13 protein-coding genes are annotated in these 14385 nt (G+C 49.4%); 9 read left to right on the top strand and 4 right to left on the bottom strand.

Annotated elements, in window-relative coordinates:
- Positions 1-22: 22 nt before the first annotated feature.
- On the bottom strand, positions 23-1381 hold the full coding sequence (locus F3H20_RS02695) for a sodium-dependent transporter (RefSeq protein ID WP_149733431.1): 1359 nt from the start codon (positions 1379-1381) through the stop codon (positions 23-25).
- A 245-nt stretch (positions 1382-1626) separates the two neighbouring features.
- On the opposite strand from F3H20_RS02695, the gene F3H20_RS02690 reads away from it, so the two are divergent.
- Both F3H20_RS02690 and F3H20_RS02685 read left to right on the top strand, forming a co-directional pair.
- Complete coding sequence (locus F3H20_RS02690) at positions 1627-2343, top strand: hypothetical protein (protein WP_149733430.1); 717 nt, start codon at positions 1627-1629, stop codon at positions 2341-2343.
- A gap of 103 nt (positions 2344-2446) precedes the next feature.
- Positions 2447-2965, top strand: a complete 519-nt coding sequence (locus F3H20_RS02685) for a cob(I)yrinic acid a,c-diamide adenosyltransferase (protein WP_149733429.1) — start codon at positions 2447-2449, stop codon at positions 2963-2965.
- Between the two features lie 61 nt (positions 2966-3026).
- Here F3H20_RS02685 and fumC read toward each other — a convergent pair whose 3' ends face one another.
- A complete protein-coding gene (gene fumC, locus F3H20_RS02680; protein ID WP_149733428.1) occupies positions 3027-4415 on the bottom strand; it encodes a class II fumarate hydratase in 1389 nt (462 codons plus the stop codon).
- A gap of 213 nt (positions 4416-4628) precedes the next feature.
- Between fumC and F3H20_RS02675 the strand changes: the two genes are divergently transcribed.
- From F3H20_RS02675 to F3H20_RS02665, 3 genes are all read left to right on the top strand, one after another.
- Positions 4629-5384, top strand: a complete 756-nt coding sequence (locus F3H20_RS02675) for an exodeoxyribonuclease III (protein WP_149733427.1) — start codon at positions 4629-4631, stop codon at positions 5382-5384.
- A 154-nt stretch (positions 5385-5538) separates the two neighbouring features.
- On the top strand, positions 5539-5919 hold the full coding sequence (locus F3H20_RS02670; protein WP_188128172.1) for a response regulator transcription factor: 381 nt from the start codon (positions 5539-5541) through the stop codon (positions 5917-5919).
- Between the two features lie 4 nt (positions 5920-5923).
- Positions 5924-6799 (top strand): HD-GYP domain-containing protein, encoded by an 876-nt coding sequence (locus tag F3H20_RS02665; protein WP_149733425.1) that lies wholly within the window; start codon positions 5924-5926, stop codon positions 6797-6799.
- 29 nt (positions 6800-6828) lie between these two features.
- On the opposite strand, the gene F3H20_RS02660 is transcribed toward F3H20_RS02665, so the two are convergent.
- Both F3H20_RS02660 and F3H20_RS02655 read right to left on the bottom strand, forming a co-directional pair.
- Positions 6829-7953 (bottom strand): GNAT family N-acyltransferase, encoded by a 1125-nt coding sequence (locus tag F3H20_RS02660; protein ID WP_223191575.1) that lies wholly within the window; start codon positions 7951-7953, stop codon positions 6829-6831.
- 182 nt (positions 7954-8135) lie between these two features.
- Positions 8136-9770: a two-component system sensor histidine kinase NtrB gene (locus F3H20_RS02655; protein ID WP_149733424.1), complete on the bottom strand. Its 1635-nt coding sequence runs from the start codon at positions 9768-9770 to the stop codon at positions 8136-8138.
- Positions 9771-10342: 572 nt separating this feature from the next.
- Here F3H20_RS02655 and F3H20_RS02650 point away from each other — a divergent pair.
- The 4 genes from F3H20_RS02650 (at position 10343) to F3H20_RS02635 (ending at position 14354) form a co-directional block, all read left to right on the top strand.
- Entirely contained in the window at positions 10343-11275 is a 933-nt protein-coding gene (locus F3H20_RS02650; protein WP_149733423.1) for an ABC transporter permease, read from the top strand.
- Between the two features lie 2 nt (positions 11276-11277).
- Positions 11278-12180 (top strand): ABC transporter permease, encoded by a 903-nt coding sequence (locus F3H20_RS02645; RefSeq protein ID WP_149733422.1) that lies wholly within the window; start codon positions 11278-11280, stop codon positions 12178-12180.
- 195 nt (positions 12181-12375) lie between these two features.
- Positions 12376-13371 (top strand): ABC transporter ATP-binding protein, encoded by a 996-nt coding sequence (locus F3H20_RS02640; protein ID WP_149733421.1) that lies wholly within the window; start codon positions 12376-12378, stop codon positions 13369-13371.
- Positions 13372-13379: 8 nt separating this feature from the next.
- Positions 13380-14354, top strand: a complete 975-nt coding sequence (locus F3H20_RS02635; RefSeq protein ID WP_149733420.1) for an ABC transporter ATP-binding protein — start codon at positions 13380-13382, stop codon at positions 14352-14354.
- Positions 14355-14385: the final 31 nt, after the last annotated feature.

Raw genomic sequence — 14385 nt, 5'->3', positions numbered from 1 at the left:
TGATTCTGTTACTTTGCTACAATTATAGTTTTATTATACCCACTGAATTTAAAAAGATGATAATCAGCAAGGCCGGGGTCACATAGCGGACGGCAAAAAAGTAAAAGGACAACAGACCGCTTACCGCCAGGCTTCCGCCATTGGATAATTCCCGCTCCACATCGGCCCGGTCCACCCGGTAGCCGATAAACAGGGCAATTAAGAGGCCGCCTAAGGGCAGCATGACATTGGAGGACAAATAGTCAAACCAGTCAAAGAAACCACGCCCCATGAAGGTCATATACCCCAAGAGGCTATCCTTGTCCACCGACCAGGTAGCCAGCACGCCGATAACAAAAATTAAAACGGCATTAAGCAGGGCTGCCTTCGGCCGGGAAACTCCCCTTTCCTCTGCCATATAGGCGATGGGTACTTCCACAAGTGACAGCATCGCCGTAGTGGCAGCGATGGCGGCCAGGAAGAAAAAGGCGATCAACAAAATTCCGCCAAACGGCATTTGTGAAAATACCAGAGGAATGGTCATAAACAGCAGCCCCGGACCGGCCCCCGGCTCCAGCCCAAAGGAAAATACCGTAGGAAAAACGGCCAGCCCGGCTAAAATCGATATCAAGGTATCGGACAAAGCCACTTTCAGGCTGGTGGCGAACAAGTTGTTGTCGTTGGTAAAATAGCTGCCGTAGGTGATCATCGTCCCCATGCCCAGGGACAGCTTGAAAAAGGCCAAACCCATGGCTGTTAGAATAGCAACAGCCGAAAGTTTGCTAAAATCAACATCAAACAGGAAATGAACCCCTTCAAAAGCGCCCGGCAACGTCAGCGCCCGTATGTCGCACAGTATAACCAATATAAATAATAGCGGCATCAAAGTCTTGGTAATCCGTTCAATCCCCTTGCTTACACCCATGGCCAGGATGGTTGCCACAACGGCCAGTACAATTCCCTGCCAGATGACCGGGGTGACCGGATTGACAATAGTTGCGCCAAACTGCGCTTTGGCACTTTCCATGGTAATTGCCGAAAAATCGCCGCACAGGGCTTTGAATAAATAGAAATACACCCAGCCGGCCACGCAACTGTAAAAAAACATAATAAAGTAGGAAGCGCCCACGCCCATCGTCCCGATATGCTTCCAGGCGGTATTAGGCGCCAGGGCGGCAATGGCGCCCACCGCATTACGCCGCATCTTTCGTCCGATATAAAATTCACCCAGCATAATCGGCAATCCGACAAACACAATACACAGCAAATAAACAAGTAAAAATGCCCCGCCACCAAACTGGCCAATCAGGTAAGGGAATTTCCATATATTCCCTAACCCCACGGCTGAGCCCAAGGTCGCAAAAAAGACGGCCAAGCCGGATGAGAACTTTTCTCTTAACATAAATCTACTTTCACCCTCATTTCTCTACTCTCATTAACAGAAACCTCCGTTGGCAAAAGTCTCCGTTTCTAATGGTACCATGGAAGTAAAAAAAAAACAATTTGATTTTATGTCTATATAGAAGGGACAAAGACAAAATTTTATACTTAATTCTAACAATCTTCCAATAAATGGAGTTTGCCCCTTTAAGTTAACATAATTTATAATAAGAACAGGGCAATACTTACTATAAAGGGGATTTTTTCATGCTTTATGCGACTCTGCTCACGGCTTTTTTTACCTTGGCTGCACTGACCCTGGCTACCGTTCCCGCCGCTGCCGCCCAGTCCGAAATATATGGTGGTTTTCAAACTTTCCGCTGGCAGGAAACAGACTCTACCGGTGCCGAACTCATGCACGAAACAGGTCAACTGTTCACCCTTGGTACAGCTTTCCATTCAGGCGGCCGACAGGTACTGAATACCACAGCTCTGGAAGTGTTTGGCGGCTCCCCAGCCCATTATGAAACCAACGGGTCCAGTGCCGACCATTATCACGGGTTCAGTCTTGAAAGACGCTGGGAGCAAACCGTTTCACCCGGTAAACCGGCCCCCTTTGCGAGTCTTGGCTGGAAACAATGGTCCAGAAGTATCGACTCCAGCTCCGGCTATTACGGTTATACGGAAAGCTGGAAATCCCTCTACGGCAGAGCCGGAATCCGTCAGAAACAGGGGCCGCTTTATTGGGTTGCCGGGATAAAAGCTCCCTTACATATCAGCAACGAAGTTGATTTTATCGATGCCGCCTTTACTCCCCGAAAAACGCCAGGCTATTTTGCCGAAATAGGCACAACCGGCAAAGACAAAAATATCAGTCTGACTTATGAATACCAAAAATACAAAGCTTCCCCCACCGTCGCCGGCTATTACCAGCCGGATTCCAGCGAACGGCTGCTAACGCTGCGCGCCGTCTTTACTCTTTAAGTAACTTTTGCTTTTTTCCCCCGCATCCAAAAGTCTTGCCACTGTTGTCAACGGCAAAATTATGCTATGCTTAGAGTACGACATACCCTAAGGAGGGATTGCTATGATTTACACTCGCACAGGCGATAAAGGCACCACCAGCTTGCTGGACGGCACCCGGATACGTAAAAACAGCATCCGGGTAGAAAGCTACGGAACCATCGATGAATTAAACTCCTTGCTTGGCTTTGGCAAGCATTTTGTGCCCGAACAGGAAATTGTGGCAAGAATCCATATCATCCAAAAAGAGCTGTTTGCCGTAGCTTCCGAGCTGGCTGATCCCCAGGGTAAAACCTATGCCTCCCACTTAAGTAATACGGAAATTGAACGCTTCGAAGCCTGGATTGACGACTATGTTAAAAAAATGGACCCGGCACCAAAATTCATTGTTCCAGGCAGCAGTCAGGCTTCCGGCATCCTGCATGTGGCTCGCACCGTATGCCGGAGGGCGGAACGGGTGATGATGACGCTGGATGAAACGGAACCGGTCAATCCGGTCCTGGTGAAATATATCAACCGTCTTTCCGACGTACTCTATACCTTCGCCCGCTATCTGGAGGAAACCCAGGAGTTAGTTAATTAAAATTAGATAGCAAAGAGACCAAGGCCGAAAATGGTCTTGGTCTCTTTGCTATCTATTGAATTCATTTATTGGATTGAATCAGACGGGCCGGGTCCATATGATAATCATAGTCCGCCTCGTTCACATAGCCGGTAGCCAAAGCCGCTGCCTTTAGCGTAATCCCTTCGTGGGCGGCTTTCTTGGCAATTTCCGCCGCTTTGTCATAGCCGATTAAAGGCACCAGTCCGGTAATCAAAATAAGCGATTGCTGCAGATTATGAGCGATCTTATTCCGGTTTGGTTCTATCCCCACCGCGCAGTTGCGGTTGAAGGAATTCATTCCGTCGCTTAACAGGCGTACAGTTTGAATGAAATTATAGGCAATGACAGGCATAAATACGTTCAGCTGAAAATTACCCTGGCTAGCGGCAAAGGCAACGGTCGTATCATTGCCAAAAACCTGCGTCACAATCATGGTCAGCGCTTCTGCCTGGGTTGGGTTTACCTTGGACGGCATAATGGAGCTGCCCGGCTCGTTTTCCGGAATGGTAATTTCCCCGATCCCGCAGCGCGGACCGCTGGCCAGCCAGCGCACATCGTTGGCAATTTTCATCAGATCCGCCGCCAGCGCTTTCAGCATGCCGTGCACCACCGTCATTTCGTCCTTGCTGGTAAGGGCATGAAACTTATTGGGCGAAGTCTGAAACGCCTCGCCGGTAAGCCGGCTAATCGCAGCCGCTACCTTAACGGCAAAGTCCGGGTGCGTATTGATCCCGGTTCCTACCGCCGTGCCGCCCATCGCCAGATTGCGTAAAAAATCAAGTCCCGTGGTCAGCATGATTTTATTCCGTTCCAGCATCCCCACCCAGCCACTGATTTCCTGGCCTAAGGTTAGCGGCGTGGCATCCATCAAGTGGGTCCGGCCGATCTTAACGACATCCTTGAATTCCGCCGCTTTAGCCGCCAGCGTCCCAATCAGTCCGTCCAGTGCCGGCAACAATTGCTTGCGGACCAGGGTAAGCCCTGCCACATGGAGCGCCGTGGGGAAAATATCGTTGGAACTTTGCGAGCGATTGACATGGTCGTTGGGATGGACCTTTACGTTGGCCCCCGCTTCCGCCAGAATTTGTTCGGCCCGGTGGGCCACTACTTCATTGATATTCATATTAAACTGTGTGCCGCTGCCGGTCTGCCACACGGCCAGCGGAAAATTTCCCGCCAGCTTATCCGCCAACAGATCGTCGCAAGCCCGGATAATGGCATCGGCCCGGACATCATCCAACAGCCCCAGTTCCTGATTGACTAAAGCTGCCGCCTTTTTAAGCACGCCAAATACCGTCACCAGTTCTGCCGGTATTTTTTCCGTACCGATTTGAAAATTCTCAAAGCTGCGCTGCGTCTGCGCTCCCCACAGCTTATCCGCCGGTACTTTGATCTCCCCCATTGAGTCCTTTTCAATACGATATTCCATAGTAGCACATCCTCTCTCCATTTATGTATATGTACTATTTGCCATACAGCACTTATCTATATGCCCAATTAAAAGTTATTTTATATAAACGATAATTATTATCATTTATATCTTTATTAAACGCCAAATTTAAGAAAAATGCAACATTTTCTTACTTGGCAACCCTTATTTTGTTTGTTATAATAACACAAAATCTTTGATTGAGGTAAAATTATGAAGTTATTATCATGGAACGTAAATGGACTAAGAGCTTGCCTGACCAAAGGATTTATGGATTTTTTCAATACTGCCGACGCGGATATTTTCTGCATTCAAGAGTCAAAGCTGCAGCCGGAACAGATCGATTTGCAGCTTTCCGGCTATGAGCAGTACTGGAACAGCGCAATAAAGAAAGGTTACTCCGGCACAGCCGTGTTCACGCGCCTTGCACCGCTGGCCTGTACCCGTGGCATACAGATAGAAGAGCATGACCAGGAAGGCCGGGTACTTACCCTGGAATTTGACAGGTTCTATCTGGTAAACGTATATACGCCCAACTCACAACGCGGTTTAGCCAGACTCGACTACCGGATGAAATGGGAAGAGGATTTCCAAGCCTATCTCATGCGACTTGACAGCAGCAAGCCGGTGATTGTCTGCGGCGACATGAATGTGGCTCACAAGGAAATTGATATAAAAAATCCGAAAGCCAACCGGAAAAACGCCGGTTTTACCGATGAGGAGCGGGCCAAAATGACGCTTTTGCTTGAAGCCGGCTTTACCGACTCCTTCCGCCATCTATATCCGGACAAGCAGGATGCCTACACCTGGTGGTCCTATATGATGAATGCCCGGGCCCGCAATATCGGATGGCGCATTGATTACTTTCTTGTTTCCGGCAAGCTCAAGCAAGCGGTTAAGGAAGCCACCATCTATCCGGAAGTCATGGGCAGCGACCATTGCCCTGTCGGGTTGGACATAGACTTGTAATTAAAGAAAGGCTTTCACCAAATTATTCAACTTTACCTAAGAAGTTTTCTTAAAAGGCACCTCCACTGTAGGAAAAATTCCCCGGAAGCACGAATAAGCCTTTTAACATGCTGTTTTTAGTACGCTACTTATGTTTTGTACGGGGGGCAATAGTATGCCGCGGATATTGATTGTAGACGATTCCAGATTGTTTCGCAACTCCCTAAAAAAAATGATCGAAGCCCATCTTTCATGTGAATATGCGGAAGCAGCCAACGGTATCGAAGCCCTGGAGAAGCACCGTTCGTTTCAACCGGATATCATTTTCACAGGTATCGTTATGCCGCCGCCAGACGGAATTGCCTTACTGAAAATTATATCCGAAATAGACAATAAAGCAGTCCTTGTTATAATAAGCGCTTTAGGCAGCCAACCTGCCGTCTATAAGGAGTGCATGACTGCCGGCGCCTTTGCCGTACTGACCAAACCATTGAAAAATGAAATGATTCTTTCTGTGATCAACTCCATTCAGTCTGAATTAAAGATAGGGGTATAATGTCATGGAAGCAATTGATATTGATAAATTAGAGGCGGGCATGATTTGCAGTCAAACTATTTGTGATGTCCGGGGAGTGATTCTGGTCGGTGCCGGTGTTACATTGACGCAATCCTGCATCAACAGGCTTAAGCGTTTTAACATTCAAAAGGTAGAAATCCAAGCCGAAGAGCCTCCTGCTCCGCCACCTCCGCCACGACCTGAGTTTCCAGTGCAGCAAACGCTGCTAACCATCCAACGCCTGACAAACGGTATCCGCCAGCAAAATATGCTAAGACTACAATCAAGCGCCGAAACATTTGAGTCTATCATTTACACGGTATTGGAAAAGCCTTACGTACAACAATTTTTGGACCAGGATGCGCAAGATGAAAAATTATATAATCATAGTCTGCGGGTAACTATCATCGCCCTTTATATTGGAATGATTTGCCACTACGACATGCTTAATCTTGAATATCTCGCTATGGCCGGTATTCTGCATGATTGCGGCATGGGAGGAGTATTGAAGGAAGACGACCGTCAACATCCGCTGAACGGATTCATTAAAATGCGCAGCAATGCACAAATTCCCATGGTTGTGGCGCTGACCTGCTTACAGCATCATGAACGTTATGATGGAAAGGGATTCCCCTTAGGCTTGAAAAGGGATCAAATTATTGAGTTTGCCAAAATTATTGCCATCGCTGATCACTATGACCATCTGATCATTGGCGGTTGTACTCCTCAGGAAGCATTATTTAAGCTGCTGGAGGGCAAGCGAAAATTATTTGACCCTACCATTATTAATCTTTTAAACAATATCATCGACTGGCCCCATGCTTTGCTTAGAAACCGCCATCCTCAACCGTTGCAAATAACAAATGACCAGGAACCATAGTTCCTGGTCATTTGTTATTTCTAGGTTACCTAGCTGCCTTGACTCAAATTAATGATAACCCGGTGTGCCGTCGCCGGATCGTTGTGGGCAAATTTGGCAAAGGACAAACTGGATAGGACTAATATTTCGGCATTGGTTTTAGCGGTGATTTCTCTTTCCTGCCGCGGATGAACCAACAGCCCGTTCGTACCGAAAGCTTCACCGGGGTAAACAACGGAGCCATCCCGGGCCTGTACCTGACCGGTAATCACCACATTGACATCATAACTGCTGCTGCCTTGCCGTACGATGGTTTCCCCGGCCGAACAACGCACCACCACACCGCAGGCGCCGACCAGTTTTTGCCCTTCCCTGGCCGACAGTCCCCGCAGCAGGGTCATTATCTGTTCCGGACGGTCATCCAGACGACCCGTCAGGTATTCCCATAGCCCTTCGTCCGTAATTAATTGGCTGTTAATTATATCTGAATTTTCCGTAAATTCATGATAAAACCAATCCTTGCTGCCGGTATCGGCGGCCCGCTTGCGCGCCAGCCGGTAATAGGGAGACCGAACAGCCTTCAAATGGGCTATGTCATTGACCAACAGTACGAAAGGCGACAACAGGCCGAACTCAGCATCCTCAATATGCCCGCCAAAACGCCGAAAGCCAAATTGCTCATACAGGCGCAGCAAATACAAATTACATAAGCCAAAACTAAACTCGACTCCCTGACTGCATTCCAGTTCATAGCCGCGGGACGGCAGCAAATAGGACATTGCCGAATTACGGTAACGCGGAGCAATCATAAATTTTGAACTATAGGAAAAAAGCGGCTGTTTTTCCTTGCCGTAAAACCGTTGGAATCTTTCCAAGGCTAACATGGTTTGCCAGCTTGGTGAAAACTGTTCTCTTGTGCCGATATTGACCCGCATAGTGCCGACAATTTCGTGGCCGGCCCGGGCATATAAGAGCAGGCCCCATTCATCCAGTTCATCATACAGCAAGGCCTCCCGGCCTTGTATTGCGGGCAATTTACCCATTTCCTCCACATAAATACGATAGCGGAAACGATAAATATCACTTTTTTCCTCCTCCGTCCGGGCAACACCAATTTGCACCTGTCCTTGCTGTATTGCCTGAGGTTCGCCGAGAATTTGACAACTCTTTTCCACACTACATTTCTCCTTTCCTTATCATGCTGGCTGACAGACTGCAAAAGCCTTCACGGCTTCATCGTCTCACCTTCCTTCTCCAGGCAAGCGCCTGAGAAAGCCCCACAGCCGACAACGGAAAAAGAGAAAAAAATAAACCGGCTTGAAGCATCTGTTTAGATACCTTCAAACCGGTTAGTTTTTTAAATGGTCAATTTAAAATATATTAAGAATTCGGTTCCTGCCGGGTCTGTTTTCACCTTCATCACAGCCCCGTGGCGGTGCACAATACGATAGCAAATGGATAACCCTAAGCCTGTTCCCGTGTCTTTGGTGGTCAGAAACGGCGTTCCCAGTTGTTCCAGCAAATGAGCCGGTATACCCGGACCATCGTCGCTGACAGCCAAAACCACCTGCTCCGCTTCCCTATAAGTACGGATTTGTACCAGGCCTCCCCTGTGTGCCATGGCCTCAATAGCGTTACGGACCAGATTAAGCAACAATTGTCTGATTTCGTTCTCATCAAGCAATACCTCGGGAACCGGCGCTAATTGAAGGCGGAGGGCTGCTTTATCGACGGTAGCCAGCGTTTCCAGCAACGGGTAAATAGCATGAATGACTTTATTCAAAGAACAATGCTGCAGTTTAGCCCGTTTTTCTTTCGCCAATAGCAAATACTCACTGATAATATCATTGGCTCTGTCCAGTTCTTCAATTAAAATTTCGTAACAGCTTTCCAGCGCCTTATCGCCTTTTTTATAGGCCATAAACTGCAAATAGCCCCGGACGGTGGTCAAAGGATTGCGAATTTCATGAGCTACACTGACGGCCATCTGCCCAACCACATTCATTTTATCCGCCCGTTCGGCAATAGTCTCCAGCTTCCTGCGGGACGTAATATCACGGACAATCCCTTCCACCGCCATGACCTTTCCCTCACTATCGCGAATATATGTGACTGTCTGCTCGGCCCAGATAGCTACCCCGTCCTTGCGCTGTATGGAAAAAATTCGCGGTCCAGTGTCCTCTTGCTGCTGCGGCAGTTCAAACGGATGCAGCAAGGTTCCGAACAAACTCCCCTCCCGGTAAAACTCCTCTACAGCATAGCCTGTAACCGTCAAAGCGGCAGGACTGATATATTCAAAAACAGGAACCGGGCCTACTTTAAACCGGTAAATAATATCGGCGGCATTTTCCGCGAACAGGCGATAGGGCAATTCTTTATTAATTAAGTCCTGCCTGGTCTTTTCAAAATACACAATAATCGTGCCTGCGGCAATAGTGACACGAAGCAGCCCCGCCAACGGCACAATCCAAGTCATCCAACCCGGAAATAAGGGGAAGATCAGGGTAAGCGAACCCCAGAGGAAAAACGCATAGCCGGTAACCTGTTGTCCAAAGCCGGAGCCTTCCATATGGAACAAAAAGAATATGCCGATCCACAGCAGCACCACGCCGCCATACCAGGCGGTGGGCAAAAGCTTATATAACTGCGGTACAGGCAGCAGCGCCAGCAAAGCCGTTGCCACAACCGATAAAACCACCCCATATAGCCAGCCCTTATGAATTTTCCTGTTGTTAAACAGGTAAATTCCCCAGACAAATACAATACCGCTGGCGTTAAACAGCAATTGATACAAGTTAAATTCCCACAGCGAGTGCTTCCACTGCAGCACACCAAAATCAAATAGAATATTCCGGAGCAAAAAAATAATCCAGGATAACGCCCACAGTCCGATATGTCTTTCTCTATATAAAACATACAGGTATACATATACCAAACTTAAAGAAAATGTTCCGGCCGCCGAACTGATAGCCGTTAGTAATATATAATTCATTACAAAGTCCTTTCGGGAAAGAATAAAAAGAATAACTGCATATTTCCTTTCTCCCTTTTCTATCCCTTACGGAAAATTCCCTTTTTGCTACGGCCGTCAACAACAAATATTGCACAATATTTCACTTAAGAACCACGAATTTACGCACACTGTCATCGTGACAGTTCTTTCCTTCAGACTAGGTCAGCAAAAAACCGGGAATAGTCCAAGTATTCCTGCGACTTTACTTCCCTGCCAGGCAAAAAATCCGCTCACCCTGCCGGCCGGCACCGGCAGGTTCATAAAGCAGCGTCCTAGACACCCTATTGTGAAGAATACGTGGATACGTAAACATACTCTCAGGCCGAAGATTCTACAGGATATACCCATTATTCCACCCAAGGAGCAGGACTTTGTCCTTTTTTCAACGAATATCCTTTTATTCTTATAATACCGCTTTTTTCTGCTGCCTGCCGGACGCATACCCGGTGGCTTTTATTGAAAGCATATATGGCAACAGATCCGATACCGTTGGACGAAAGAGGTATACAGCGAGTATACCTCTTTCGTTTTAGAAAAGGAGTGACTTGTTTTTGCTGCGTTACATTCTACATCGTCTACTCAGCTCCCTGGTAGTCCTGCTGGCCATTGTAACCATTACCTTTCTTTTAATGCATTCCATCCCCGGCGGCCCTTTTACCGGCGAAAAGAACCTTTCGCCGACGGTGAAAAAAAATATTGAAGAGCGGTATCGTCTCAACGACCCCTTATGGCAGCAATACCGGGATTACGTCGTCCATTTGGCCTCATTTGATTTAGGTCCTTCATTTAAATACGAAGGACGTACGGTCAATGCCATCATTCAGGAAAGCTTTCCGATCTCTCTGCAATTGGGCAGTCTTAGTATTGTCTTGGCCGTTCTCTTCGGCATTCCGGCCGGTGCCGTGGCTGCGTTGCGCCAAAATAGTTGGCAGGACTACCTGACTATGTTGCTGGCGACGCTGGGCGTATCTGTCCCCGGTTTCGTCTTTGCCACCCTGTTGATTTACCTGTTTGCCATTAAGCTGCAATGGCTGCCTGCAGCACTCTGGAACGGACCGGCCCATATGATTTTACCGGCTTTGGCACTGGCCAGTCAGCCGGCAGCCTTTATTGCCCGCCTCACCCGGTCGAGCCTGCTGGAAGTACTGGCCCAGGACTATATTAAGACAGCGAAAGCCAAAGGATTATCCCAAACAGCCATCTTATTCCGTCATGCGTTGAAAAACGCCTTGATTCCGGTGGTAACTTATCTCGGACCGATGGCCGCCTCCATTATCACAGGCAGTTTCGTTATTGAAAATATCTTTGCTATTCCCGGTCTGGGACGGCATTTTGTCACCAGTATTTACAACAGGGATTACACCGTCATTCTGGGTATCACCGTATTTTACAGCGCCCTGGTTATCCTGTTCAACCTGCTGGTCGATCTTATCTATCCGCTCTTAAATCCGCGGATACAGTTGACTACAAAAGGAGAGGAATAGCCATGCCAATGAGCAGTGACTTATTTAAACCGTTATCCCGTGACCGGCAGCCACCCCTGCTTCTGCCGGTGCCTGAGCAGACTGCCTGGCATCGATTGAAAGAAAACAAGCTGGCCATGGCCGGACTGTATGCCATCATCGTCATCCTGCTGCTGGCCGTCCTGGGTCCTTGCTTTTCCAGTCTCAGCTATTCCGACCAGAACCTCCAGGCGGTCAATCAGCCGCCCAGCGCCGCCCATTGGTTCGGCACCGACAGTCTAGGCCGGGACCTGTTTATCCGGGTACTCTATGGCGCCCGCATCTCTCTGGCCATCGGTTTTGTCGCCAGCCTAATCAATCTGACCCTGGGGGTTTTGTACGGCGGCATTGCCGGCTTTTTCGGCGGACGGATCGACCGGATCATGATGCACATTGTCGACGTGCTGTACGGGATTCCAGTCTTATTGTATGTTATTTTGCTGATGGTCATCTTAAAGCCGGGGCTGACCAATATTTTCATTGCGCTCGGCATTGCCTACTGGCTGAATATGGCCCGTATTGTCCGGGGGCAAATCCTGCAGCTAAAAGAACAAGATTACGTATTGGCGGCCCGCTCGCTGGGCGCCGGCCACTGGCGCATTTTGCTGCGCCACCTGCTGCCCAACAGCCTGGGGCCTATCGTTATCACCATGACGCTGACCATACCGGAGGCTATCTTCACAGAGGCCTTTTTAAGCTTCATCGGGCTTGGTGTAGCTGCCCCGCTGGCAAGCTGGGGCGTGTTGGCTTCCGACGGGGTTACCAGCCTGCGTTCCTATCCGTTCCAGCTTCTTTTCCCTTCCCTGGCCATTTGCCTAACCATGCTGGCCTTTAATTTTCTCGGCGATGGCCTGCGGGATGCTCTTGATCCCCGCGTAAGGCGATAGTGAATGGTTTCAAACTATCCGAAACGTTCCCTGCCGGCGCTTTTTGTGCCATACTTCGTTAATTTTTTTGAAATAGGGAGCCACTATTCTCGCAAAATTTCGCGTGCCCTTTAGGGTATGCCTTGTCTGGCGCAAAAATCACTCGCCATGGCTCATTCCGTTAGTTTGAAAACAGCCCCTAAGGAGGGACCTCTTATGCAACCCCTGCTCACTATTGACAATTTGGCTGTAGCTTTTGATACTTATGCCGGCCAAGTTCAGGCCGTCCGCGGTATTTCCTTAACCATGCTGCCCGGCGAGGCCGTCGGCCTGGTCGGCGAATCAGGCTGCGGCAAAAGCGTTACGGCCCATGCCATCATGCAGTTAATTACCAGGCCGCCCGGACGCTATGCCTCCGGCAAGATCGATTTTGCCGGCACCGATTTGCTGCAATTGCCGGAAACAGCCTTGGAAAAAATTCGCGGCAATACAATCAGCATGATTTTTCAAGACCCCATGACCTCCCTGAATCCGGTACTCACAGTGGGAAGACAAATTGCCGAATCCCTGGAACTGCATCAAAAACTGAGTAAACGGCAAGCCGCCGAACGAGTTGTTGAACTCCTGGAAGTGGTGGGTATTCCTGCGGCGCGGGAACGCAGCAGGAACTATCCCCATCAGTTTAGCGGCGGCATGCGGCAGCGGGCTATGATCGCAATGGCGCTCGCCTGCAACCCCCGCTTGCTCCTGGCTGACGAACCGACAACAGCTCTGGATGTGACCTTGCAGGCCCAAATACTGGATTTGCTCAGAGAGCTTCAAGTCAAATTTAACACAGCGATTCTCTTTATTTCCCATGACCTTGGCGCAGTGGCCGAACTATGCAGCCAGGTCCATGTTATGTATGCCGGAAAGATCGTTGAATCGGCAGCTACGGCCGAGCTGTTCGCCAACCCTCAACATCCTTATACCAAAGGACTGTTAGCGGCGGTTCCCCGTCTGGACAACGATGAGAAAAAGCCGCTGGCCATCATCGACGGGCAGCCGCCCAATCTGTTACAGCCCTCGGCCGGCTGTCCATTCCATCCCCGCTGTCCCCAGGCCATGCAAATCTGCACTGAAGACTATCCGGAAACCATAAAGCTTCATGCGAAACACAGCCTCGCTTGCTGGCTGCAGCATCCCGCTGCGCCCAAGCCGGACAGGGAGTGATTGAATTTATGCAGGAACAGGAAATACTACTGGAAGTAAGGCATCTAAAGAAATACTTCACTGCCCGGAGAGATTGGCTGGGGCGACCAGCCGCTTACGTCAAAGCAGTGGACGGTATAAGTTTTACCTTGTCTAAGGGTGAAACCCTCGGTTTGGTTGGAGAAAGCGGCTGCGGCAAATCGACGGCCGGACGGACACTGCTTCAGCTATACCGCCCAACGGCAGGTCAAGTCTTATTTAAAGGCAGGGATATCGCGGCCTATACTTCGGAAAAAGAGCTGCGCCGCGACATGCAGATGGTTTTTCAGGACCCCTATGCTTCGCTCAATCCGCGGATGACTATTGGCGATATCATTGGTGAACCGTTGGACATCCATGGTTTGGCTGCCGGGAAAGCGCGATCCGAACGAATTGATGAGCTGTTGTCCCTGGTTGGCCTGGCGGCCGGTTACCGGAACCGGTATCCCCACGAGTTCAGCGGCGGCCAGCGTCAACGGGTTGGAATTGCCCGCGCTTTGGCGGTCAACCCCGGCTTTATCGTATGTGACGAACCCATCTCGGCCCTGGATGTTTCCATCCAGGCGCAAATCGTCAATTTATTGGAGCGGCTGCAAGCCGACCTGGGTCTCACTTATCTCTTTATTGCCCACGATCTGGCTATGGTCAAGCATATGAGTAGCCGCATAGCCGTCATGTATCTGGGCAAGCTGGTTGAACTGGCGCCCAGCAGCGAGCTGTACAAACGGCCCCAGCACCCCTATACCCAGGCCTTGTTATCAGCCATACCCAAGCTGGCTTCCTCAATAGCCGGGCAGCGGCTTCGGCTGTCCGGCGAAATTCCCAGTCCGGTCAATCCACCGCCAGGCTGCCGGTTTCACACCCGCTGCCGGCATGCCATGCCGGTATGCCGCCAACAGGAACCGGTTCTCACCGAGCTGATTGCAGGCCACTTTACCGCCTGTCATCTATATAAGCTGAACTAACCATTCTTAATTCAACTTATATAACCAAAGG

Origin of the sequence: Propionispora hippei DSM 15287, assembly GCF_900141835.1 — a bacterium.
Lineage (GTDB): Bacteria > Bacillota > Negativicutes > Propionisporales > Propionisporaceae > Propionispora > Propionispora hippei.
Note: the sequence above shows the minus strand (reverse complement) of the source record. Positions and strands in the feature narration are given on the sequence as shown.

Bases quoted from the DNA above. Each gene is read 5' to 3' on its own strand.
- F3H20_RS02645 (WP_149733422.1), top strand. From the start codon at position 11,278: ATGCCAATGAGCAGTGACTTATTTAAACCGTTATCCCGTGACCGGCAG.
- F3H20_RS02690 (WP_149733430.1), top strand. From the start codon at position 1,627: ATGCTTTATGCGACTCTGCTCACGGCTTTTTTTACCTTGGCTGCACTG.
- fumC (WP_149733428.1), bottom strand. From the start codon at position 4,415: ATGGAATATCGTATTGAAAAGGACTCAATGGGGGAGATCAAAGTACCG.
- F3H20_RS02665 (WP_149733425.1), top strand. From the start codon at position 5,924: ATGGAAGCAATTGATATTGATAAATTAGAGGCGGGCATGATTTGCAGT.
- F3H20_RS02640 (WP_149733421.1), top strand. From the start codon at position 12,376: ATGCAACCCCTGCTCACTATTGACAATTTGGCTGTAGCTTTTGATACT.
- F3H20_RS02695 (WP_149733431.1), bottom strand. From the start codon at position 1,381: ATGTTAAGAGAAAAGTTCTCATCCGGCTTGGCCGTCTTTTTTGCGACC.
- F3H20_RS02675 (WP_149733427.1), top strand. From the start codon at position 4,629: ATGAAGTTATTATCATGGAACGTAAATGGACTAAGAGCTTGCCTGACC.
- F3H20_RS02685 (WP_149733429.1), top strand. From the start codon at position 2,447: ATGATTTACACTCGCACAGGCGATAAAGGCACCACCAGCTTGCTGGAC.
- F3H20_RS02655 (WP_149733424.1), bottom strand. From the start codon at position 9,770: ATGAATTATATATTACTAACGGCTATCAGTTCGGCGGCCGGAACATTT.
- F3H20_RS02670 (WP_188128172.1), top strand. From the start codon at position 5,539: ATGCCGCGGATATTGATTGTAGACGATTCCAGATTGTTTCGCAACTCC.
- F3H20_RS02635 (WP_149733420.1), top strand. From the start codon at position 13,380: ATGCAGGAACAGGAAATACTACTGGAAGTAAGGCATCTAAAGAAATAC.